Here is a 22595-nt window from a genome sequence, read left to right on the forward strand (position 1 = left end):
TCGGGACCATTGTTGAAATGGCTACCGATCCTGCCCGCTTCGGTTGACTTGTCGGCGTGCGAGGCCAAGTATCCACGCGTGTGAATGACCCTTGGATGTGCCAGCATGAATCACGATGCCTATCCGGACTATTATCTCGCCGACATCCTGCGCACGACGAAGACCGTCGCGCTGGTCGGCGCCTCGCCGAAGGCCGAGCGGCCGAGTCACCGCGTGATGGCCTTCCTGCTGCGCAAGGGGTACCGGGTGATCCCGGTCAATCCGGGCCAAGCCGGCAGGACGATCCTTGACCAGCCGGTCGTGGCGAGGCTCGCCGATATAAAGGAGCCGATCGACATGGTCGACGTCTTCCGCGCCGCCCACGCGCTGCCAGCGCTCGTCGACGAAATCCTCGAGCTCCCCTCCCTGCCGAAGGTGATCTGGGGACAACTATCCGTTCGCGACGACAAGGCCGCGGCCAAGGCGGAGGGCGCGGGGATCAAGGTCGTCATGGACCGCTGTCCCGCGATCGAATATCCGCGCCTTATCGGCTAACTGGTGGTTCAGGAGGAATGAATGACGAAGGCGGGACCGGGTTTCAGCACGCTTGCAATTCACGCCGGGGCGCAACCCGACCCGACAACGGGCGCGCGCGTCACGCCGATCTACCAGACGACGAGCTTCGTTTTCGACGATACCGACCACGCTGCCGCACTCTTCGGCCTGCAGCAGTTCGGTAACATCTACACCCGCATCATGAACCCGACGCAAGCGGTGCTGGAGGAACGCATCGCAGCGCTCGAAGGGGGCACGGCGGCACTTGCGGTCGCTTCCGGACATGCGGCGCAGCTTCTGGTCTTCCACACGATCATGCGGCCGGGCGACAACTTCGTCGCCGCAACGCAGCTCTATGGCGGCTCCGTCAATCAGTTCGGCCAGGCCTTCAAATCGTTCGACTGGCAGGTTCGCTGGGCGGACTGCGCGGATCCTGCAAGTTTCGATGCCAAGATCGATGAGCGGACCAAGGGAATATTCATCGAAAGCCTCGCCAATCCCGGGGGTACCTTCGTCGATATCGCGGCGATCGCCGAGGTCGCGCGCAGACGCGGTTTGCCGCTGATCGTCGACAACACGATGGCGACGCCTTACCTGCTTCGACCGCTGGAGCATGGCGCAGACATCGTCGTTCACTCGCTCACCAAGTTCATCGGCGGCCACGGCAATTCGATGGGCGGGATCATCGTCGATGGCGGCACCTTCGACTGGTCGATATCGGGCAAGTATCCGCTTCTTTCCGAGGCGCGCCCGGAATATGCCGGTGTCGTGCTGCATGAGGTCTTCGGTAACTTCGCCTTCGCGATCGCGGCGCGTGTGCTCGGCCTGCGTGACTTCGGGCCGGCGATCTCGCCCTTCAATGCCTTCATGATCCTGACCGGCATCGAGACATTGCCGCTCAGGATGCAACGCCATTGCGACAATGCGCTGGCCGCAGCGAAATGGCTGAGGGCGCACGACAAGGTGTCCTGGGTTCGCTATTCCGGTCTGGATGATGATCCGAACAACCCGCTCCAGAAACGCTATTCACCGAAGGGAGCGGGCGCTGTCTTTACCTTCGGCCTCAAGGGCGGCTACGAGGCTGGAAAACGCTTCGTCGAGGGGCTCGAATTGTTCTCGCACCTCGCCAATATCGGCGATACGCGGTCGCTCGTCATTCACCCTGCGTCAACCACCCATCGCCAGCTCACGCCCGAGCAGCAGGTGGCGGCCGGTGCCGGGCCCGACGTCATCCGCCTCTCGATCGGCATCGAGGACATCGCCGACATCGTCGCCGACCTTGAACAGTCCCTGGCAAAGATCTGAAAAAGGCACGGCACGGCGTTCAGGCGCGTTTGCCAGATAGGTGCATCATGAGCAGTTTCTTGAAGTTCGATCTGTCTTCTGCCGAAGCGGAAATTGGAGCGCCGACGCCTGACCGGCTGATTTCCGGAAACCCGCAGTTTCGCACCTGGAACTTGGAGGAGGCGGATGGCCTCTACGCGGGTATCTGGGAGGCGACGCCCGGAAAGTGGCGGATCGTTTATGAAGAATGGGAATATTTCCACGTTCTGTCCGGCCATTCGATCGTAACCGAGGAGGGGCAGGAGTCCGTCCATCTCGGAGCTGGCGACAGCATGATACTCAGGCCCGGTTTCAAAGGAACCTGGGAAGTGGTTGAAACGACTCGCAAGGACTATGTTATCCGGCTGTAATCTTGCCGCGCCGCCCGGTCTGTCTCAGGCGTTTCGAAAGGCATCGGCAAAGCTGCTCCCCGCGATGATGTTCAGGCTCTTGCGGAGCGCGTCGGATTGAGCCTTGCCGTAGCTCTTCTCAAATCGTGTCTGCGCTTCCGTCCACAACGCAAGCGCTTCCTCCTGTTTCCGTGCTCCTAGAGGGGTGAGCTCCACGCGCTTCACACGGCGGTCATTGCGATCTGGCACGAGCTCGACATAGCCGTCGCGAATGAGCGGCTTCAACGTGTGGCCGAGTGCCGAGAGGTCCATGACCATGAGATCGGCGAGCGTCTTAAGCGACGCGTCGCCGCTTCGCCAGATCTGGCTCAGCAGGGAGAATTGCGTGATTTTGAGGCCGCTTGGCGCAAGAACATCGTCATAAAGCTGGCTCAGCTGGCGCGAAGCGCGTCTCAACGCACTGTTGGTGCAGACATCCCACACACCGATATCCTGTTTCGTCACCGATCGCCTCCTGTCGCTTGCACTTTCGTAGCGCCCGACTTGTCGAGCGTCCAGTTGTCGGCTATTTAGTGGTATATGCCAGTAAATTGAAGGGCGAGCGGAGCGAACAATGAGTGCAGCAGTCAACGTCAACAAAGGAACGGCGCTGGTCACCGGCGCTTCTTCAGGTATCGGGGCCACCTATGCTGACCGTCTGGCGCGGCGCGGGCACAACCTCGTGCTGGTCGCGCGCGACGAACAACGCCTGCGCGAACTCGCCGCCCGCCTTGGCGCGCAGTACGGCGTCAAAGTCGATGTCGTCAGGGCGGATCTGACGTCGAAGGAAGATGTGCGCACGGTGGAAGGGACGGTTGCGCGAGGATGAAGCGATCGAGCTTCTCGTTAACAATGCCGGCGTCGGGCCGAGGGGGCCGTTGTTGGACGACGATCCTGATTATCTCGACGCGATGATCGACCTTAATGTCGTCGCGGTAAATCGTCTGGCAGTCGCTGCCGCCCAGACCTTTGCCGAACGGGGCAGGGGAGCAATCATCAATATTGCCTCGGTCGTCGCGCTCATTCCTGAACGCTTCAACGGCACCTATAGTGCCAGCAAGGCATTTGTGCTCAACCTCACTCAGGCGATCGATGCGGAAGTTTCCGGCAAGGGCGTTCAGGTTCAAGCCGTCCTGCCGGGCCTCACCCGCACGGAAATCTTCGAACGCGCGGGCGTGTCCTCGGCCCGCTTCGATCCGTCGATGGTCATGGATGTGACCGATATGGTCGATGCGGCCCTTGCCGGCTTCGACCGGGGCGAGGCGATAACGATCCCCTCATTGCCCGATGCGGGCGATTGGCAGGCGTTCTTTCGGGCGCGCATCGTACTCGCGCCCAATCTCTCCCGCGATCGACCGGCAGAACGCTACGGGGTGCAGCGCGCCGAGGCCGTCTGAGCCGTCTACCAGACGAGATCCAGGCGCTCCAGACCGTGGAAATGGAAGGCGTCCTTGACCTGCGGCTCGTGCTTGAGCCGCATCCCCTGCAGACGCTTGAAAAGGATCGGCAGGGAAAGCCTGAGTTCGAGGCGTGCCAACGGCGCGCCGATGCAGAAGTGCAGACCCGCACCGAACGAAACATTGGGGCCTTCGTCCCGGTCGGGTTTGAACGTATCGGGCGCCGAGAACTTCAGCGGGTCTACATTGGCTGCGCCCAGCATCAGTCCTATTTTGTCGCCCTTCTTGAGGGTGATGCCATCCTCGAGCTCGATATCTGCAAGCGCATAGCGCTGGAAGATATGCAGCGGTGCCGCGAAGCGGAGGCATTCTTCGATGGTCCGTTCGGTCGTTCCCTCGCTTGCGAAGAGTTCAGACGGCGAAAGACCAGATTGAAGGATCGTCCGCACCGCATTGCCGATCTGGTGGACCGTCGCCTCATGGCCGGCATTCAAGAGCAGGACCGCCGTCGAGGTCAGCTCGGCGTCCGACAGTCGTTCCCCGTCCTTTTCGGACGTGATCATATGCGTCAACAGGTCGTCGGCCGGATTGGCGCGCTTTTCAGCGATGATGTCTGTCAGATAGCCGGCGAATTCCGCCGACGCTCGATTGGCGTCGAGCTCGGTTTCGAAGGTCGGATTGAACACGTACATCCGGACCATGCGATGAGACCAGTCGAGAAGGCGAGGGGCCGCTTCCACCGGAATACCAAGCATGCGCGCGATGATCGTCACCGGGATCGTCTCGGCGTAGGTCTTCAGCAATTCCACCTCGCCGTTCTTCTCGAAACCATCGATGACGGCATGCGAGAGCGCCTCGATCTCCGGTCTCAGCTGCTCGATCTGCCGCGACACGAAAGCGCGGTTGACGAGCGTCCTCAGCCGCGTGTGCGCCGGCGGCTCCAGTTCCAGCAGCGAATGCGCCTCCAGTGCATCGAAATCCTTCAGATGCGGTTTCGGCTCGGGCATCCCGAGTTCGTCGCGCATCGCGACATGCAGGATCTGGCGGCCGAAACGGCGGTCGCGCAGAAGGCCGTTCACCTGGTCGTAGCCCGCAAAATACCATTGCTGCGGCTCTTCCCAGAAGAAGGCGGGACATTGCGCATGCAGCGCTGCATAGGCGGGGAGCGGATTGCGGAAGAAATCCGGATTGCGAACGTCAAGAGAAACGCGCCGGGTGGAAATGTCGATGGAGATACCGGGAGTTACGGGCATGACTCAACTCTTCACATAAGGATAGGGTCGCTGCTTCATCTGCATCTCTATTGCGCCGGATGCAGGTACCGCAAGCGTAATCAGCTGGCGAACGTGCGTGCGGCTCCCGACGGGAGCCCGCGATCCGGAGGGAAGGAACAACATGCAGGATCCGGACTTTTTCAGTGGCACGGGGCGACTTATTTGAGCATGATGCGGCAGCAAGCAGGGAGCGGCATGGCAAAAGTACAGAACAGTTTATCCGCGGGCATTCTTGCGGCGATCCGCAAACGACGGCCCACGGTTATTGGACGCGATGCGGCGGTGGAACGCGGAGACATCGTCATAGCCTCCTACAATATCCATAAATGTGTCGGCACCGACGGCCGATTTGATCCGGCGCGCACGGCCCAGGTCATCAGCGAGATCGGTGCGGATATCGTCGCCCTGCAGGAAGCGGATCAACGTTTCGGCGAACGCGCCGGGCTCCTCGACCTTGAGCACCTGCGGCGCGAGGCCCATCTGGTTTCCGTGCCGATCTCACCGTTTTCAGCCAAGGGGCACGGCTGGCACGGCAACGTCCTCTTGCTGAGAGAAGGGGCGGTTTCCGATCTCCGCCAGTTGAAGCTGCCCGGTGTCGAGCCGCGCGGCGCCCTGGTCGTCGACCTCGACCTCAAGGCCGGGCCGCTGCGGGTGATCGCCGCTCACCTCGGCCTCTTGCGCCACTCCCGGGCGCGGCAGGCCGAAGCCATTCTGCGTGCCGCAGCCGACGGGGTCGGGGGGCCGACGCTGCTTATCGGCGATCTCAACGAATGGCGCATGGGCAAGCGTTCTTCGCTCAGTTTTCTGAGCCCGATCTTCGATCCTTCCCATGCGGCCGTCGCCAGTTTTCCGTCGCGTTTTCCGCTGCTGCCGCTCGATCGGGTGCTTGGCAATCCGCATCATCTGGTGACGTCCGTGGCGGTCCATGACACACCCCTGGCGCGCGTTGCCTCGGACCATCTGCCGGTCAAGGCCTCGATCGACCTGAAGGCGGCTCACAAAAGCGATAACGATCCGGTTCGCGCCGAGCTGATCGGGACCGGCTCGGCGTAGCAGGCTGAGGCGGCGTGCGATGGTCTCCTGGTTTGCGGTCTCTCTTGCCGTTCTGATCGCCCTCGTCGGCGCGATGATCCTCTATGTCTACGGACGGCTCGGACGCCGTCCCCAGGCACAGCCGTCCTTTGCACTGCCGGTCGCCGAGAACGAAACCGCGATCGACCTGGATATCGGCCAGATCCTGCTCGACCATCCCCATCAAAGCGGCGTCGCGCTGATATCCGACAGCATAGAGGCCTTTGTCGCGAGAGCGCACTCCGCGCGGCGAGCCGGGCGCAGCCTAGACCTGCAATATTATTACTGGAAGGACGATCTGACCGGTTTTCTGCTGACGCGCGAACTCGTCATGGCCGCCGACCGCGGCGTGCGCATTCGATTGCTGCTCGATGATATCAACGCAGGGATCCATGACCGCCTGTGCATCTCGCTTGACGCGCACCCGAATATAGACGTGCGCCTGTTCAATCCGAGCCGCGCGCGAAGGGACCGCTTTCGGCGGGGCTTCGAGATGGCCATCCGCGCTTTCAGCGCGACACGCCGCATGCACAATAAGCTTTGGATAGCGGACGGCCGACTCGCGATCGCCGGCGGGCGCAATATTGGCGATGCCTATTTCGACGCTGCCGAACTCTCGAACTTTCGTGATCTGGACGTCTGGATGATAGGGCGGGTCGTCGATCAGGCGACGGAGATGTTCGATCGCTATTGGAACAGCGCCTCCGTCCTGCCGATCGCGGCTCTGCGCACGCCGCGCAAGCAATATCTGCCTGCGCTGCGTGAAACGCTCGATGCGCTCGCCCGAACCGCCGCCGCGCGTTTCTATCTGGAACAGGTAGGCAAGGCCGTCGCTGAGAAGGGTTGCTTTCGGGGCAGCCGTCCGCTCCACCGGAGCGCCGATGTCCGCATCGCTTTCGATCCGCCTGAAAAGGCGCTGATGCAGAAGCGCCAGAATTGGCTGCTGCGTGAACTCTTTCCGCTGATCAACGCCGCCAAGCGCGAGCTGCGCATCATCTCGCCATATTTCATACCGGGCGCCGAAGGAACGCGCGAACTGACGGCCCTCGCCAGGAAGGGGGTGAAGGTGGCCGTGCTGACGAATTCGCTCGCGGCGACGGACGTCGCTGCCGTGCATGGCGGCTATATGAAGTATCGCAAAGGGCTGCTGCGCGGCGGGATCGATCTTTTCGAACTCAAGGAACGCGGAGATTTCATTGACCGCCACCGCATGTCGTTGTTCGGCGCCCGCAACGCGAGCCTGCACACCAAGGCCTTCGTTATCGATGGGATGATCGGATATGTGGGCTCGATGAATTTCGATCCGCGCTCCGCCTCGCTCAACACCGAGATGGGTGTCGTGTTCTCGGATGAGGCGCTGGCCGCAGAGCTGCAATCGATATTCGACGACGAGACCTTGCCGGAGACGAGCTACCGCCTGGCATTGGAGAACGGCAGACCGGTCTGGCGCGATCGCGCGAACGGAACGGAAAGATTGCTGCGGCGCGAGCCGGATGCCGGCATCCTTCGGCGGTTGATTGCCGGCGCAATCCGCTTCTTGCCGCTGGAATCCCAACTTTGAAGCGCGCGCTCTTCATGCGCGGGCGCGATTTACCGATTGTTTACTGACGCATTGGGAATGCCTGTGAGCAATCCTGCAAGGAGGGCGTGTGCAGGAGAGCGGACCTTGAGGCGGATAGCCCGCGACCATTATGCCTATCGAATGTTCGCGACTTGAAGTGAAGGGCATTGACACTCTATGTAAGGGTAGAGGCTTATCCGATGATTCCCGGCCCGCGAAGGGATTGCGGGCCCGATTGATGAAGGTTCGATATGAGAAATCCAGTTGATACGGCCATGGCGTTGGTGCCGATGGTTGTTGAGCAGACCAACCGCGGCGAACGTTCCTACGATATCTATTCGCGTCTGCTCAAGGAGCGGATCATCTTCCTGACGGGCCCGGTCGAAGATCATATGGCAACGCTCGTCTGCGCCCAGCTGCTTTTCCTCGAGGCCGAAAACCCGAAGAAGGAAATCGCGCTCTACATCAACTCGCCGGGCGGCGTCGTTACGGCCGGCATGGCGATCTACGATACGATGCAATTCATCAAGCCGGCGGTCTCGACACTCTGCATCGGACAGGCGGCATCCATGGGTTCGCTGCTGTTGGCGGCAGGCCACAAGGACATGCGTTTTGCGACGCCGAATTCCCGCATTATGGTGCATCAGCCCTCCGGCGGCTTCCAAGGGCAGGCATCCGACATCGAGCGGCATGCAAAAGACATTCTGAAGATGAAGCGCCGGCTGAACGAGGTCTATGTCAAACACTGCGGACGGACCTACGAAGAGGTCGAACAGACGCTCGATCGCGACCATTTCATGAGTTCTGACGAGGCTCTGGACTGGGGGCTGATCGACAAGGTGATCACGTCGCGCGAGGCCGCTGAAGGCGTCGAACCGGCTTGACATCAAGCGTTTGTGTCGCCACCGATGCAATTGTGACACATTTGTAATTGCTAAGGGGCTTTATCGGCAGGGTAAAGCCGTTAATATGAACCAAAGCGCTGTGTTTGAGTTTGGGAACATAGTGTTCGGGTTTCGGCGGGAGAGTCGTTGCGGCCGAAATTCAGGCGATTGCCTGTACGGTGAGTACTCCCAAGAACCTTGCGAAGAGCGATGAGCCGCGCGTAAGGCGAATTGAGTGGTCCGGGATATCTTTCCGAAGGTGTCCGGCGTGCTGGAAGGAAGTGGAAATGAGCAAGGTCAGCGGTAGCAACGGCGGTGACTCGAAAAATACCCTTTATTGTTCGTTTTGCGGCAAGAGCCAGCATGAGGTTCGCAAGCTGATCGCAGGGCCGACCGTATTCATCTGCGATGAATGCGTGGAACTTTGCATGGACATCATCCGCGAAGAGAACAAGACCTCGATGGTCAAGTCGCGCGATGGCGTTCCGACTCCGCAGGAAATCATCAAGGTTCTCGACGAATACGTCATCGGTCAGCAACAGGCCAAGCGCATCCTGTCGGTCGCCGTGCACAACCACTACAAGCGCCTCGCGCATGCCGCCAAAAGCAGCGACGTGGAACTGGCGAAGTCGAACATCATGCTTGTTGGCCCGACCGGCTGCGGCAAGACCTATCTGGCCCAGACGCTGGCCCGGATCATCGACGTTCCCTTCACCATGGCCGATGCCACGACCTTGACGGAAGCGGGCTACGTCGGTGAGGACGTCGAGAATATCATCCTGAAGCTGCTGCAAGCGGCCGACTACAATGTCGAGCGCGCGCAGCGCGGCATCGTCTATATCGACGAGGTCGACAAGATTTCGCGCAAGTCGGACAATCCTTCGATCACCCGCGATGTGTCGGGTGAAGGCGTGCAGCAGGCGCTCTTGAAGATCATGGAAGGAACCGTGGCGTCCGTACCGCCGCAGGGCGGCCGCAAGCATCCGCAGCAGGAGTTCCTGCAGGTAGACACGACCAACATCCTCTTTATCTGCGGTGGCGCGTTTGCGGGCCTCGACAAGATCATCTCGGCCCGCGGTGAAAAGACGTCGATCGGCTTCGGCGCGACCGTCCGCGCTCCGGAAGATCGCCGCGTCGGCGAGGTATTGCGCGAGCTTGAGCCGGAAGATCTCGTCAAGTTTGGCCTTATCCCCGAGTTCATCGGGCGTCTGCCGGTTCTGGCGACGCTCGAGGATCTCGATGAGGACGCATTGATCCAGATTCTTTCGGAGCCGAAGAACGCTCTGGTCAAGCAGTATCAGCGCCTGTTCGAAATGGAGGACGTCGAACTGACGTTCCACGAGGACGCTCTGCGCGAAATCGCTCGACGCGCCATCGTGCGCAAGACCGGCGCTCGCGGGTTGCGTTCGATCATGGAAAAGATCCTGCTCGACACGATGTTCGAGCTGCCGACGCTGGAAGGCGTTCGCGAGGTTGTGATTTCCGATGAAGTGGTCAAGGGAACCGCGCGGCCCCTCTACATCTATTCGGAGCGGTCCGAAGAGAAGACCAACGTTTCGGCCTAACGGCGCCATCACGATTGTTTGAAAAAGCCCGCCGCGTGCGGGCTTTTTCATATTGTACAATAGCTGTTGAGATACGGGCGCGGCCCGTTCGATTTAATGAAACGGTTGTTGCTAAAGTGCGGCAACAACGCGATGATGCGACGATTCAGTGAAGGCTCGTTTGCTGCCTGTCGTTGATGTTTCAGCGTCCCACCGCAAGGTCCGCAACAGCGTCCGGGCATAGGGATCGGAAACTATCCGTGAAGGAGGAGGCTGCGCCGTACCTTGAAAAGGCCGCTCTTGCTCTCCACTTTCATGTAGAAAATATGACAGCCGGGAGTGCCGTAGGGCTCCCGGGAACGGGCCCGAATTCGGGACGGAAAGGAAATGATATGACGAACAAAACGTCCTCGGCGACTGAAAGCGCGACCTATCCGGTTCTGCCGCTGCGTGACATTGTGGTCTTCCCGCACATGATCGTGCCGCTCTTCGTCGGGCGGGAGAAGTCGATCCGCGCGCTGGAAGAAGTTATGGGCACCGACAAGCAGATCATGCTTGCCACCCAGATCAACGCCACCGACGACGATCCGGAACCTTCCGCCATCTATCACGTCGGAACCATCGCCAACGTATTGCAGCTGCTGAAGCTTCCCGATGGAACCGTCAAGGTCCTCGTCGAAGGGCGCGCGCGTGCGGAGATCGATCGTTATACGCAGCGCGAAGAATTTTATGAAGCGCAGGCCCATATGCTCCTCGAACCGGAAGAAGATCCGGTCGAGATCGAAGCGTTGAGCCGCTCGGTGGTGTCCGAGTTCGAGAGCTACGTAAAGCTCAACAAGAAGATTTCTCCCGAGGTCGTCGGCGTCGCAAGCCAGATCGAAGATTATTCGAAACTTGCCGACACGGTCGCATCGCACCTCTCCATCAAGATCGTCGAAAAGCAGGAAATGCTGGAGACGACCAGCGTGAAGATGCGCCTCGAAAAGGCCCTCGGCTTCATGGAAGGCGAGATTTCGGTCCTCCAGGTCGAAAAGCGTATCCGTTCGCGCGTCAAGCGCCAGATGGAGAAGACCCAGCGCGAGTACTACCTCAACGAGCAGATGAAGGCGATCCAGAAGGAGCTTGGCGACAGCGAGGACGGCCGCGACGAGATGGCCGAAATCGAAGAGCGCATTGCCAAGACCAAGCTCTCCAAGGAAGCACGCGAGAAGGCTGATGCGGAGCTGAAGAAGCTGCGCCAGATGAGCCCGATGTCGGCGGAAGCCACGGTCGTGCGCAACTATCTGGACTGGCTGCTCGGCATGCCCTGGGGTAAGAAGTCGAAGATCAAGACCGACCTTAACCACGCAGAGAAGGTTCTCGACACCGATCACTTCGGCTTGGACAAGGTCAAGGAACGCATCGTCGAGTACCTTGCAGTACAGGCGCGCTCCTCGAAGATCAAAGGCCCGATCCTGTGCCTCGTCGGCCCGCCCGGCGTCGGCAAGACCTCGCTCGCCAAGTCGATCGCGAAGGCAACGGGCCGCGAATATATCCGCATGGCACTCGGTGGCGTTCGCGACGAGGCCGAGATCCGCGGGCACCGTCGGACCTATATCGGCTCGATGCCCGGCAAGGTCGTTCAGTCGATGAAGAAGGCGAAGAAGTCCAACCCGCTCTTCTTGCTCGACGAGATCGACAAAATGGGCCAGGACTTCCGCGGCGATCCGTCCTCGGCGCTTCTGGAAGTGCTCGATCCGGAACAGAACTCGACCTTCATGGATCACTACCTGGAAGTCGAATATGACCTCTCGAACGTGATGTTCATCACCACCGCGAATACGCTGAATATTCCGGCGCCGCTGATGGACCGCATGGAGGTGATCCGGATCGCCGGTTACACCGAAGAGGAAAAGCTGGAGATCGCGAAGCGGCACCTGTTGCCGAAGGCGATACGCGACCACGCGCTGCAGCCGAAGGAATTCTCGGTGACCGACGATGCCCTGATGGCCGTCATCCAGACCTATACGCGTGAAGCCGGCGTCCGCAACTTCGAGCGCGAACTGATGAAGCTCGCCCGAAAAGCTGTGACGGAGATCCTCAAGGGCAAGACCAAGAAGGTCGAAGTGACGGCGGCGAACATCAACGACTATCTCGGCGTGCCGCGGTTCCGCCACGGCGAGGCCGAGCGCGACGATCAAGTCGGCGTTGTCACCGGACTGGCTTGGACCGAGGTCGGCGGCGAACTGCTGACGATCGAGGGCGTCATGATGCCCGGCAAGGGCCGCATGACGGTCACCGGCAACCTGCGCGACGTCATGAAGGAATCGATTTCGGCAGCGGCATCCTACGTCCGTTCGCGTGCGATCGATTTCGGCATCGAGCCGCCGCTTTTCGACCGGCGTGACATCCACGTGCACGTGCCCGAAGGTGCGACACCGAAGGACGGACCGTCGGCCGGCGTCGCCATGGCGACCGCCATCGTCTCGGTGATGACCGGCATACCGATCTCCAAGGATGTCGCCATGACCGGCGAGATCACCTTGCGCGGTCGTGTGCTGCCGATCGGCGGCCTGAAGGAAAAGCTGTTGGCGGCTCTGCGCGGCGGCATCAAGAAGGTGCTGATTCCCGAGGAGAACGCCAAGGATCTGGCCGAGATCCCGGACAATGTGAAGAACAGCCTCGAAATCATCCCGGTTTCGCGGATGGGCGAGGTGCTAGAACATGCCCTGATGCGTCGCCCCGAACCGATCGAATGGGATCCGGCGAACCAGCCTTCGCCGGTCGCAGCGGTCGATTCGCAGGACGAAGCGGGCGCTTCGATCGCGCACTGATCAAGCGCCGGAAGGGGCGCGGGACTGTGTCCCACTTGCGCCCCTGGCCAGAAAAACAAGGAAGACCGGCCTTTTGCCGGTCTTTTTTGTTGTAAAAGCCTTCCGCAAGCCTTGCATTCCAAGGGATTAGGCGCAATTGGGAATGGCAAGACGTGGGCGATGCGCAAGCCGCCCCGGCTTAAGAAGACAGTCGTTTCGAACCATATGAAAGGGGTGGAAACATGAACAAAAATGAGCTCGTGTCTGCCGTTGCTGAGAAGGCCGGACTTTCCAAGACCGATGCATCTTCTGCAGTTGATGCAGTTTTCGAGACCATCCAGGCTGAGCTGAAGAACGGTGGCGATATCCGCCTCGTCGGTTTCGGCAATTTCTCCGTGACCCGCCGCGAAGCCTCGAAGGGCCGCAACCCGTCCACGGGCGCGGAAGTTGACATCCCGGCCCGCAACGTGCCGAAGTTCACGGCCGGCAAGGGCCTGAAGGACGCTGTCAACTAATCTGGTGTTCGCGGGTTCGAGAACCCAAGGAACATCGCACTCTGTCTTGCCCGTTTCCCTCGTGAGAACATAGGCAGCAGAGAGGTTCATGTTTCATCTGCCGCGGAGCCGCTTGATGGCGGAAGCACGCAAGCAGATCAATTGAGGCCCGGTCCGCCCGGGCCTCTTTTCGTTTCTATCTCCTGTCATTGAGCTGTTACAGGACGGTTGCAAAAGCCTCCCATCCGGCGCGTGAAACGATCGAGCGATTCCGGATGCCAACAGCGGCGCATGCGCGAGGGATATTTGCCCATGTGTCGCGACACGGAGGGACACATGAAGACATTTTCAATCACCGCAGCATTGGCGGCAGCACTCGCCGCGTCGACGGCGTCAGCCGTGCAGGCAGAACAGGTTTTCAACCGCATCGCATCCTTTGCCGTCGCCGACAATCTTCCGGAAGGCGCGGACCGCAAGGCCGCGACCTCTGCCGAAATCATAACGGCAAGCGAAGATGGCAACACGCTCATCTACTCTGACAGCCCCGGCAAGCGCATCGGCTTCATCGACATCACCGATGCCAAGGCACCGAAATCGGGCGGCATCGTCTCTTTTGACGGCGAACCGACATCGGTTGCTGTCGCCGGCGCGAAGGCCCTCGTTGCCGTCAACACGCGCGAAAGCTTCACCAAGCCCTCCGGTCTTGTCGCCGTCGTCGATCTCGCGACGAAGAAGATCGATGCGAGTTGCGACCTCGGCGGCCAGCCGGATTCGGTTGCGATCAACAAGGACAAGACGCTTGCCGCAATTGCGATCGAAAACGAGCGCGACGAAGAGGTGAACGACGGGGAGATTCCGCAGATGCCGGCGGGCGATCTCGTCATTCTTTCCTTGAAGGACGGTGTTGCCGATTGCGCGAGCATCAAGCATGTGGCGCTGACCGGTCTCGCCGATGTGGCCGGCGAAGACCCGGAGCCGGAATTCGTTGCCTTCAACGGCAAGGACGAAATCGCCCTGACGCTGCAGGAAAACAACCACATCGTCATCATCGACGGCAAGTCTGCGAGGGTGAAGACGCATTTCTCCGCTGGCACCGTCGACCTCAAGGGTATTGATACCAAGCGTGACGGCGCCATGTCCTTCGACGGCGAACAGGCCGGCGTCAAGCGGGAGCCGGATGCCGTGAAGTGGCTCGACGACAACCGACTGGTTGTTGCCAACGAGGGCGACTACGAAGGCGGAGCGCGAGGCTTCACGATCTTTGATACGACCGGCAAAGTGCTTTTCGAGTCCGGCGCGGGCTTCGAGCATGCGATTGCGGCGATCGGCCACTATCCGGACAAGAGATCATCCGCGAAAGGCGTTGAGCCGGAGGGTCTCGAAGCGGCGCGTTTTGGTGACGACAATCTCTTCTTCGTTCTCTCGGAGCGCGCCTCGATCGTCGGCGTCTACAAGGATACCGGCGCCGAACCCGAACTGCTTCAGCTTCTCCCCTCCGGAGTATCGCCCGAAGGCGCAGTCGCGATTCCGGGTCGGGACCTGTTTGCGACGGCGAACGAGGTCGATCTCGTCGAGGACGGCGGCGCGCGCGCCCATGTCATGATCTATGAACGCGCGGAAGGTGAAGCCGCCTATCCGCAGATCCGCTCCTCGGCGAAGGACGGACTGCCTATCGGCTTCGGCGCTCTTTCGGGGCTCGCTGCGGTCGAAGACAAGCCGGGCTTCCTGCGCGCCGTCAACGATTCGGTCCTCGCGTCTCAGCCGACGATTTTCACGATCGACGCCTCGCAGAAGCCGGCCGTGATCATCGAAACTCTGCGGATCACCCGTGACGGTGTGCCGGCTCAGAAGCTCGACGTCGAAGGCATCGCCAATGATGGCGAAGGCGGCTTCTGGCTCGCCTCGGAAGGCAACTCGGACAAGCTTTACAGCCACGCGATTTTCCATGTGAACAAGAAGGGCGAGATCAAGGAAGAGATCGCACTGCCAGAAGCGCTGCGCGCGAACGAGATCCGCTATGGCTTCGAAGGCATCGCGACGGTCGGCGAGGGCGACGGTCAGGTTCTCTGGATGGCGGTTCAGCGCGAATGTAAGGATGACGAGAAGGGCTTCGTCAAGCTCGTCTCCTACAATCCGGCGACCAAGGAATGGGGTGGCGTGCGGTATCCGCTCGACAAGTCCGAAGATGGCTGGGTTGGCCTTTCGGAAATCTCCGTCCACGGCAGCTACGCCTACATCATCGAGCGCGACAATCTGATCGGTGAGGCGGCTGGGCTCAAGAAGCTTTATCGCGTTGCACTTGCTGATCTGAAGCCGGTTGCACTCGGCGGCGAGCTGCCGGTCGTCAAGAAGGAAGAGGTGCGTGACCTCATTCCGGAATTGAAAGCGCTGAACGGCTATGTCGTCGATAAGGTCGAGGGCTTCACCGTCGATGCGGCTGGCAACGGTTATGTGGTCACGGACAACGACGGCGTCGACGATTCCTCCGGCGAAACCCTGTTCTTCTCCATCGGCGCCATCGACGCAATGTAAGCGCAACGCCTGGAGAAAATGAAAGAGGCCGGGACATGATGTTCCGGCCTCTTTCTGATTTCTGAGAACTTCGTGGATGGTGGGCGGTCTAGCGCGCGACGGCCACCTCAGCCTCGTCGGCTTCTTCCTTGCGTTTGCGAATTTCGTCGGTCTTCTCCACGAGTTTGCTGACGATGTCGTAAAGCTGGTCCAGTTGCTCGTCGTCGAGTGCCGAGAAGATTTCCTCGATAAGCTGCTTGCGCGGATGTTCGGCCGCTTCGAGCACTACTCGGCCGGTCTCGGTGATGGAGACGATTTTGGCGCGACGGTCCTCGGGATCAGGCTTCCTCATCACCAGACGGTCGCGCTCCAGCCCGTCGATCGCCTCGGTGACCGTGCGTGGCGCGAAGTTGAGTGCGCAGGCGATATCGGTGGATCGGCAAGGGCCGAGCTTGCTTAGAAAGAACAGGAACTTGCTTCGGGCAAGCGATACGCCTTCCTCCGTCATCGACTCGTTCACCAATCGATGAACGCGATGATAAAGTTCGAACAGCTTCTCGGAAACTTCGATTGTCTTCTTCATGACCGTCATAGATATATGTTGAGGTGCCATGTCAAATGGCAGTAACACTATTGATAGTTACAATTGGCACATTTGTCGACAAAAACCTCCTAATTCTTAAGGTGCGCTTGTTCAGCAAAAGGAAACGGCCCGCGTTGTAGAGGGCCGTCTATGTTGTGAGGCGAAGAATTGCTGTTTGCGGTTGTACAGGTCGACGCAATCGGCTGCGCGATCCCTTGAAAGAAGAGCGATCTTGTTGATGAGGCCCAACGACGTTGGGGATGGTGACCGGATCGCCTGTGGTCGAGTGATTGGCGCCATTGACGGGTGAGGCAACGCCGGGCCATGGTCCGGCCATGCCCTTCCGCTTCGTCCACACCGCAGACCTCCACCTCGATTCACCCTTGCGAAGCCTGGCCCTCAGGAATGCGGAGCTCTCCGATCTCGTGCGCGGCGCCACCCGAGGCGCATTGGCAAGCATCGTCGACCTGTGTATCGCCGAAAGCGTCGACGCCCTGTTGATCGCCGGCGACCTCTATGACGGCAGCCAGACCTCCATGAACACGGCGCTTTTCCTCGCCGGCGAGCTGCGTCGCCTGGACGAAGCCGGCATCAGGACGTTTCTCATTCGCGGCAACCACGACGCCCAGTCCCAGGTAACGCGCGAGCTGACGCTGCCACCTTCGGTTCACGTCTTCCAGGGGCGGAGCAAGCCGACGCTTGCCAAGACACTGGCGAACGGGAGGACGGTTCATGTTCACGGGGTGAGCTTCGCCAATCCGCACGCACCGGAGAGCCTGCTGCCGTCCTTCCATCCGCCGGTCGCCCAAGCGATCAACATCGGCATTCTGCACACGAGCCTTTCCGGTTCGGAAGGGCATGATCGCTATGCGCCTTGCAGTGTCGCCGATCTCCAACGGCATGGCTTCGACTATTGGGCGCTCGGCCATGTTCACCAGCGCCAGGTGCACAGCGCGCAGCCCTTTGTCGTCATGCCGGGCATGCCGCAGGGTCGCGACATCAACGAAGCGGGTGCAAAGGGCGTAACCGTCGTCACGATCGACGATCACGGGCGCGTCGAGATCGAGGAGCGTCCTATCGGCGCGGCCGTGTTTGAGCGGCTTTCTGTGGATATCACCGGCGCCGTGGAATGGCGCGACGCATTGGATCTGGTGACGCGTGGACTCGCCCGACTCCGGCACCAGATATCGGCGGAGAACCTCATTCTGCGTTTGTCGCTGACGGGCGCTTCTCCGCTTGCCTGGCGCCTGAGAAGAGACGCGGATCTTTTGGAAACAGAGCTCACGAACATTGCTGCTGGGCTCGGTGGATGTTGGGTAGAGAAAATTGAGCTTCACTGCCAGGAGCCGCGAGATGCATGCCATCGGCCTTCGCGAGAGCCGGTGGAGGAACTTGCCGCCCTTGTCGAGAACGAGGTCCTACCGGGCTTCGGCTTTCGGAAGGAAATAAGAGCTGTCGCCGAAGAGCTCTTGCAGCAGCTGCCGCTTGAGCTGCGACAGACGCTGGCGCCCGATGAAAGCGCGTTCGAAAAACTGGTGATGGGTGCCGGGCTGATGGGGAGCGCGGATGTGCTGGCACATCTCCACGGCGCCGCCAAGGTTGGCGATTGATGCGGCTCCAGCAACTCGACCTTGTGCGCTACGGCAAGTTCACCGGGCGGAGCCTCGATTTCGGCGATGCCAAATCCGGGCAACCGGACTTTCACCTTGTCTACGGTCCGAATGAGGCCGGCAAGTCGACGTTGTTTGCCGGTTTTCTCGATCTGCTTTTCGGGATCGAGCGCCTCAGCCCCTATGGCTTTTTGCACCCATACCAGACGATGCGTGTCGGTGGCATCGTCGAAACCGGCGGTCGGCGACATCACGGCTACCGCATCAAACGAAACGCAAACAGCCTGATCGGTCCCGATGAACAGCCGCTGCCGGAAAATCTCTTTTCGGCCGCCCTCGGCTCTATCGATCGCGCGACCTATCGAATGATGTTCTCGCTGGACGATGACAGCATTGAACAGGGCGGCGAAAGCATTCTGAAGAGCGAAGGCGAGCTTGGTTCGCTCCTCTTCTCGGCGAGTTCCGGCCTGCCGGATAGCAGTGCCGTGTTGGCGAACTTGCGGACCGAGGCGGATGCCTTCTACAGGCCGCAAGGGCGAAAGCACGGACTCGCCGAATTGAGGGGCGAGCTCGATGCGCTGAAGGTCGAGCGCAACGCAGTCGACATCAACGCGCGCGAATATGCGTCGCTTCGCAAGACGCTGGCAAGCGCCCGCGAGCGCCATGACAGGGCGTCCGCGCAGCGCACGGAACTGCGCGTTGGCCGGGACCGGGTGCGCGCACAGCTCGACTGTCTGCCGCTTCTCGGGCGGCTGCGCGCGGCGCAGGAAGAACTCGCGCGACAGGAAGCTCTGCCGCTGCCGCCTTCGGAATGGTGGAGCGAACTGCCGGCGCTTCGTAAAACGGAAGCGGAAATTGCCGCCCGGCTTTTACAACTGAATGAGGAATTGCACCTCCGGCGCGAAGCGCTGGAAGACCTGCCGCTGGACGATCTGGCACTGACGCTCGCGGACCGCTTCAAGGTGCTTCGCGAAACCGCGCTCGACGCCCGCTATCTGACGGCCGCGCGGGATATGCCGTCTCGCCTTGACGAGCTTGCCGTCACGTCAACCGGGATCGAGGCCTGTCTCGTCCGTCTCGGTGAGGCAGGCAATCCCGATCCCATCGCACTCCTCTTGCCCGCCGCAGTCGGCGCCCGGCTGCAGGATCTCGTCCGGCGACATGCGATGCTCGCCGAAAGGCTGTCATCCGCGCGCGAGGAGACAGGGAAAGCGAAGCGGCAGTGGCAGGAGGCCGACCGCAATCTTTCCGGGCTGGGGGGAGGCGGGAAGGACCTCAGCCATCTCGCCGAACGTCTGCAGCTGGCGCGCCATAACGATTGCCTGCTTCGTCAACACGCAGCAAGACGCGAGGTCGACCGACTCGAGGCGGAACTCTCCGACAAGCTCGACGCGCTGCGGCCGTTTGACGGAAATGCCGACGAGCTTGCGGCGGTTTGCGTTCCGGCGCCTGGCATGGTCGAGGCCTGGCGGGCGGAGGCAGCGCTGCAGGCGGACCGGCGGTTGCGCCTCGACGCGAGGATTGCAGATGAAAGCGAGCGTCAGGCCGGAGATGAAGCGCGTCTTGCGGCGTTCAACTCTTTCGGCGGTGCTGTGGACGACACGGCCGCGGGCGAGTTGCGCCAGCGGCGCGATCTGGCGTGGCAGGCGCACCGCCTTCGGCTGGATGACGTCACGGCCAGCGCCTTCGAGACGCTGCTGAAGGAGGATGATCGAGTCACCACCTTCCGTTTGAGGCAGGCGGAACGGCTCGCAGAGATACGCGGCCTGACATGTGCGGTTGCCGAACGGCGCGCCCGCTTGCAGGAACTTGAAGAGCAAAGAAGAGCAGCGGTTAGGGCGCGCGGGGAGTTGGATGCGGCGGTGGGTGAGGCCGCGAGCGCCTGCGGTTTACCTAACGTCATGCTGTTGCCGCAACTGGACGCCTGGTTGGCGACGCGTGCCGCCGCCTTGGAAATACGGGTGGCTTTGCGTGCGGCGCGCCAGCAGCACGAGCGGGCGGCCCGCGAAGAAGCGACAGCCGTCAGCACGCTTCAGGACGAACTTGCTGGGGTTGGAGTGACAGAGAACGTGCCAGGACGTTTGGACGGCCTGCTGGCGGTCACCGAGCGTGTCGTCTCCGAGGCGCAGACGGCCGCCGCCGCGCATCGTGCTGCTGTTGAGCAGCATCGCTGGGCTTCGGAATCGCTGGAAGGCCGGGAGGCGGCGCTTGCAATCGTCGAGGCCGAGATGGCCGCGTGGCAGCGGGAATGGGACGAGGCGCTCGCAGCGACCTGGCTTGCTGGCCGGATCGAGCGGCCTGTACCACAAGAGATTGGGCCTGTGCTCGCCGTCTTGCAGGATTTCGACAAGCTGATGCAACGCAAGGCTGATCTCGACCATCGAATCGCCGGCATGCGCAAGGATAAGGTTGCGTTCTGCGACGCGGTTTCAAATCTGTCCGAAGCATTCGGGATGAAGCAGACCGCAAGCGATCCGCTGGTCCTCTTCGCATCCTTGCGCGACCGAATCAGTGCTGCTCATCAGCAGCAAGAGCGCCGCGGGGTGGTTCTTGCCAGCATAGAGCGAATGGAGGAGAACCTAACAGCGCTGCGCGCGGAGGAGCGACTCCATCTCTGCGCAAAACAGGTCATTCTCGATTTCTTTGGATGCACAACGCTTGACGACGCCGGCGCTTGCCTTGACGCAGTGCGCGAGCAGGAGAGATTGCGGCAAAGGCTCGCCGAGCTCGAGAATGATCTTGTCACACGGCTTTGCGTGGCCACATGCGAAGAGGCCGAGACAATCCTCGCAGCGGTCGACGAGACGCAATTGCGCCACGACCTCGCCAGGTTGGAGGAGGCGATTGACGCTGCCGATCGCGATGTCAGCGAACTGCATGCGGAGGTGCGGAGCGCCGAAAAGGCGATTGCCGGCGTCGAAGGCGGGGACGGGGTCGCCGAATTGGAGCAGCGGCGCCGGACGTTGCTTCTCGACATCGAAAACAGGGCGATCGGTTATTTGCGACTGAGGGCCGGCGTGGTTGCCGCCGAGCAGGCGCTACGGCTGTTTCGCGAGCGCCATCGCAGCGCCATGATGCAACGCGCTTCCCGAATGTTCATGCAGATCAGCGGCGGCGAATATTCCGGCCTCTCCACGCATGCGGACAAGGGGCAGGAATACCTGATCGCGAACGTCGCCTCGGGTGGGTCGAAGCTCGCCGGCGATCTTTCGAAAGGCACGCGGTTTCAGCTCTATCTCGCTCTCAGGATTGCCGGCTACCACGAGGTTGCTGCCGCCAGGGAGGCGCTACCGTTTATCGCCGACGACATCATGGAAACATTCGACGACGATCGCGCCGGCCGCGCCTTCGAGCTGATGGCGGACATGGCGCGAGTCGGGCAGGTGATCTATCTTACCCACCACGAACATTTGTGCGATGTCGCGCGGGACGCGTGCCCGTCAGTAACCATTCACAGGCTTTAACCGAAGCGCGCCCGCTTCACGCTGTCTTGGATATTGGATCGACAACACGGAGGACTCCCCGATGGAAATCATGGAATGCGGATCGCGGCCTTCTGTGCGCGGGGCGACGGAGTACTTCACTGGATCGGTGCGGCAGGATCCCGTGATGGAGGCACCTGAGCCGGCGCGCGTTCGCGCCGTCACCGTGACGTTCGAGCCCGGCGCACGCACGGCCTGGCATACGCATCCGCTCGGCCAGACCTTGATCGTGACAGCTGGCCGTGGACTCGCACAAAGCTGGGGCGGGGCGCTGCGTGAGATTCGCGCGGGCGACGTCGTGTGGTTTCCGCCGGGCGAAAAACACTGGCACGGTGCCGGGCCGAACACGGCCATGACCCATATCGCGATCCAGGAAGCACTCGACGGCAAGGTCGTGGATTGGCTCGAACACGTGACGGTTGAGCAGTATAGCGGAACGTGACGAGGAGATGTTCTTAGAGAGGCAGTGCCGTTGCGCTCAAATCGTCGACGATACTGGGATGAAATGGTGGGCGATGAGAGACTCGAACTCCCGACATCCTCGGTGTAAACGAGGCGCTCTACCAACTGAGCTAATCGCCCTTTCGCGTTTCGAACACGTGTCCGCCGCGTCGGTGGGCGTGATCTATGCGCAACCGGGAAAAACCGCAAGAGCATTTGCGAGGTTTTTTCGATTTTTTTTATGAACACCGTTTTCGCGCGCCGGAGCGCATCCCCGCCGCCTGTGGACAACCTCCCGCGCGTGTGGCGGTGTCGTCAGACAAGGCACGGCTATCTCGTTGAGGTATCCGGCGGCGGGCGCAGCCGTCGGCGAAGAAAGTGTGCGGAGGCGACAGGTCACCCATTGGCGTCTCGTTCAGTATCTGATTTCGTGTCGCGAAGTCGGCTGTGGATCAAAATTCGCTCCGTCACGGATTTGTCTTCAAACACGCTTGACACCCAAATGCGAACCGCTTAGTTAGCCGCTCATCGAACGGCAGGGCCGCTTTGATGCGGGGCGTACGAAAGTCGCTCCGGCCTAGTCAAGATAATGCGGGTGTAGCTCAGTCGGTTAGAGTGCCGGCCTGTCACGCCGGAGGTCGCGGGTTCGAGCCCCGTCACTCGCGCCACTCTTGAAAGGCAAACCAGCGGCATTCTCAAAATGTG

16 protein-coding genes, 2 tRNA genes and 1 pseudogene are annotated in these 22595 nt (G+C 61.0%); 15 read left to right on the forward strand and 4 right to left on the reverse strand.

Annotated features, from left to right (window positions below):
- Nucleotides 1-105 precede the first annotated feature (105 nt).
- From QN219_RS03665 to QN219_RS03675, 3 genes are read left to right on the forward strand one after another with little or no spacing between them, the layout of a single operon-like run.
- Complete coding sequence (locus tag QN219_RS03665) at nucleotides 106-534, forward strand: CoA-binding protein (RefSeq protein ID WP_283998023.1); 429 nt, start codon at nucleotides 106-108, stop codon at nucleotides 532-534.
- Nucleotides 535-555: 21 nt separating this feature from the next.
- The gene (locus QN219_RS03670) at nucleotides 556-1839 is read left to right on the forward strand and encodes an O-acetylhomoserine aminocarboxypropyltransferase (RefSeq protein WP_283998024.1); all 1284 of its coding nucleotides are present in this window, start codon (nucleotides 556-558) and stop codon (nucleotides 1837-1839) included.
- Nucleotides 1840-1886: 47 nt separating this feature from the next.
- Nucleotides 1887-2228, forward strand: a complete 342-nt coding sequence (locus tag QN219_RS03675; RefSeq protein WP_283998025.1) for a cupin domain-containing protein — start codon at nucleotides 1887-1889, stop codon at nucleotides 2226-2228.
- Nucleotides 2229-2252: 24 nt separating this feature from the next.
- Here QN219_RS03675 and QN219_RS03680 read toward each other — a convergent pair whose 3' ends face one another.
- Entirely contained in the window at nucleotides 2253-2711 is a 459-nt protein-coding gene (locus QN219_RS03680) for a MarR family winged helix-turn-helix transcriptional regulator (RefSeq protein WP_283998026.1), read from the reverse strand.
- A gap of 109 nt (nucleotides 2712-2820) precedes the next feature.
- Here QN219_RS03680 and QN219_RS03685 point away from each other — a divergent pair.
- Nucleotides 2821-3643: pseudogene (locus QN219_RS03685) on the forward strand (SDR family NAD(P)-dependent oxidoreductase).
- Between the two features lie 5 nt (nucleotides 3644-3648).
- Here QN219_RS03685 and QN219_RS03690 read toward each other — a convergent pair.
- Nucleotides 3649-4896 (reverse strand): cytochrome P450, encoded by a 1248-nt coding sequence (locus QN219_RS03690; protein ID WP_283998028.1) that lies wholly within the window; start codon nucleotides 4894-4896, stop codon nucleotides 3649-3651.
- Between the two features lie 216 nt (nucleotides 4897-5112).
- Here QN219_RS03690 and QN219_RS03695 point away from each other — a divergent pair, with 216 nt between their 5' ends.
- The 7 genes from QN219_RS03695 to QN219_RS03725 all read left to right on the forward strand — a co-directional run bounded on the left by QN219_RS03695 (nucleotide 5113) and on the right by QN219_RS03725 (nucleotide 15795).
- Nucleotides 5113-5970 carry an endonuclease/exonuclease/phosphatase family protein gene (locus QN219_RS03695; protein ID WP_283998030.1) on the forward strand — a complete coding sequence of 286 codons (858 nt, stop codon included), beginning with the start codon at nucleotides 5113-5115 and terminating at the stop codon, nucleotides 5968-5970.
- Nucleotides 5971-5989: 19 nt separating this feature from the next.
- Nucleotides 5990-7549 carry a phospholipase D family protein gene (locus QN219_RS03700; RefSeq protein ID WP_283998031.1) on the forward strand — a complete coding sequence of 520 codons (1560 nt, stop codon included), beginning with the start codon at nucleotides 5990-5992 and terminating at the stop codon, nucleotides 7547-7549.
- Between the two features lie 251 nt (nucleotides 7550-7800).
- Nucleotides 7801-8433, forward strand: a complete 633-nt coding sequence (gene clpP / locus QN219_RS03705; protein WP_283998033.1) for an ATP-dependent Clp endopeptidase proteolytic subunit ClpP — start codon at nucleotides 7801-7803, stop codon at nucleotides 8431-8433.
- 287 nt (nucleotides 8434-8720) lie between these two features.
- The gene (gene clpX, locus QN219_RS03710; RefSeq protein ID WP_136504267.1) at nucleotides 8721-9998 is read left to right on the forward strand and encodes an ATP-dependent Clp protease ATP-binding subunit ClpX; all 1278 of its coding nucleotides are present in this window, start codon (nucleotides 8721-8723) and stop codon (nucleotides 9996-9998) included.
- Between the two features lie 371 nt (nucleotides 9999-10369).
- Nucleotides 10370-12790, forward strand: coding sequence for an endopeptidase La (gene lon, locus QN219_RS03715; RefSeq protein ID WP_283998034.1), 2421 nt, complete (start codon nucleotides 10370-10372; stop codon nucleotides 12788-12790).
- A gap of 221 nt (nucleotides 12791-13011) precedes the next feature.
- On the forward strand, nucleotides 13012-13284 hold the full coding sequence (hupB, locus tag QN219_RS03720) for a DNA-binding protein HupB (protein ID WP_136504269.1): 273 nt from the start codon (nucleotides 13012-13014) through the stop codon (nucleotides 13282-13284).
- 315 nt (nucleotides 13285-13599) lie between these two features.
- The gene (locus QN219_RS03725; RefSeq protein ID WP_283998035.1) at nucleotides 13600-15795 is read left to right on the forward strand and encodes an esterase-like activity of phytase family protein; all 2196 of its coding nucleotides are present in this window, start codon (nucleotides 13600-13602) and stop codon (nucleotides 15793-15795) included.
- 88 nt (nucleotides 15796-15883) lie between these two features.
- Here the strand turns inward: QN219_RS03725 and QN219_RS03730 are convergent, their stop codons facing one another.
- Nucleotides 15884-16357 carry a MarR family transcriptional regulator gene (locus tag QN219_RS03730; RefSeq protein ID WP_283998036.1) on the reverse strand — a complete coding sequence of 158 codons (474 nt, stop codon included), beginning with the start codon at nucleotides 16355-16357 and terminating at the stop codon, nucleotides 15884-15886.
- Nucleotides 16358-16692: 335 nt separating this feature from the next.
- On the opposite strand from QN219_RS03730, the gene QN219_RS03735 reads away from it, so the two are divergent.
- From QN219_RS03735 to QN219_RS03745, 3 genes are all read left to right on the forward strand, one after another.
- Complete coding sequence (locus tag QN219_RS03735) at nucleotides 16693-17967, forward strand: exonuclease SbcCD subunit D (protein WP_283998271.1); 1275 nt, start codon at nucleotides 16693-16695, stop codon at nucleotides 17965-17967.
- Nucleotides 17967-21431, forward strand: a complete 3465-nt coding sequence (locus QN219_RS03740) for an AAA family ATPase (protein ID WP_283998038.1) — start codon at nucleotides 17967-17969, stop codon at nucleotides 21429-21431. The genes QN219_RS03735 and QN219_RS03740 overlap by 1 nt, the downstream gene beginning before the upstream one ends.
- Nucleotides 21432-21492: 61 nt before the next feature.
- Nucleotides 21493-21891: a cupin domain-containing protein gene (locus QN219_RS03745; RefSeq protein WP_283998039.1), complete on the forward strand. Its 399-nt coding sequence runs from the start codon at nucleotides 21493-21495 to the stop codon at nucleotides 21889-21891.
- Between the two features lie 64 nt (nucleotides 21892-21955).
- Here the strand turns inward: QN219_RS03745 and QN219_RS03750 are convergent.
- Nucleotides 21956-22031: transfer RNA gene (locus QN219_RS03750), tRNA-Val, on the reverse strand.
- A gap of 450 nt (nucleotides 22032-22481) precedes the next feature.
- Between QN219_RS03750 and QN219_RS03755 the strand changes: the two genes are divergently transcribed.
- Nucleotides 22482-22558 (forward strand) — tRNA-Asp (locus QN219_RS03755).
- Nucleotides 22559-22595 lie beyond the last annotated feature (37 nt).

Source organism: Sinorhizobium sp. 8-89 (assembly GCF_030124325.1).
GTDB lineage: Bacteria > Pseudomonadota > Alphaproteobacteria > Rhizobiales > Rhizobiaceae > Sinorhizobium.

Coding starts and splice junctions, on each gene's coding strand:
- QN219_RS03700 (WP_283998031.1), top strand. CDS start 5,990: ATGGTCTCCTGGTTTGCGGTCTCTCTTGCCGTTCTGATCGCCCTCGTC.
- QN219_RS03735 (WP_283998271.1), top strand. CDS start 16,693: ATGCCCTTCCGCTTCGTCCACACCGCAGACCTCCACCTCGATTCACCC.
- QN219_RS03690 (WP_283998028.1), bottom strand. CDS start 4,896: ATGCCCGTAACTCCCGGTATCTCCATCGACATTTCCACCCGGCGCGTT.
- clpX (WP_136504267.1), top strand. CDS start 8,721: ATGAGCAAGGTCAGCGGTAGCAACGGCGGTGACTCGAAAAATACCCTT.
- QN219_RS03695 (WP_283998030.1), top strand. CDS start 5,113: ATGGCAAAAGTACAGAACAGTTTATCCGCGGGCATTCTTGCGGCGATC.
- QN219_RS03745 (WP_283998039.1), top strand. CDS start 21,493: ATGGAAATCATGGAATGCGGATCGCGGCCTTCTGTGCGCGGGGCGACG.
- QN219_RS03730 (WP_283998036.1), bottom strand. CDS start 16,357: ATGAAGAAGACAATCGAAGTTTCCGAGAAGCTGTTCGAACTTTATCAT.
- QN219_RS03665 (WP_283998023.1), top strand. CDS start 106: ATGAATCACGATGCCTATCCGGACTATTATCTCGCCGACATCCTGCGC.
- QN219_RS03740 (WP_283998038.1), top strand. CDS start 17,967: ATGCGGCTCCAGCAACTCGACCTTGTGCGCTACGGCAAGTTCACCGGG.
- QN219_RS03675 (WP_283998025.1), top strand. CDS start 1,887: ATGAGCAGTTTCTTGAAGTTCGATCTGTCTTCTGCCGAAGCGGAAATT.
- clpP (WP_283998033.1), top strand. CDS start 7,801: ATGAGAAATCCAGTTGATACGGCCATGGCGTTGGTGCCGATGGTTGTT.
- hupB (WP_136504269.1), top strand. CDS start 13,012: ATGAACAAAAATGAGCTCGTGTCTGCCGTTGCTGAGAAGGCCGGACTT.
- QN219_RS03670 (WP_283998024.1), top strand. CDS start 556: ATGACGAAGGCGGGACCGGGTTTCAGCACGCTTGCAATTCACGCCGGG.
- QN219_RS03725 (WP_283998035.1), top strand. CDS start 13,600: ATGAAGACATTTTCAATCACCGCAGCATTGGCGGCAGCACTCGCCGCG.
- lon (WP_283998034.1), top strand. CDS start 10,370: ATGACGAACAAAACGTCCTCGGCGACTGAAAGCGCGACCTATCCGGTT.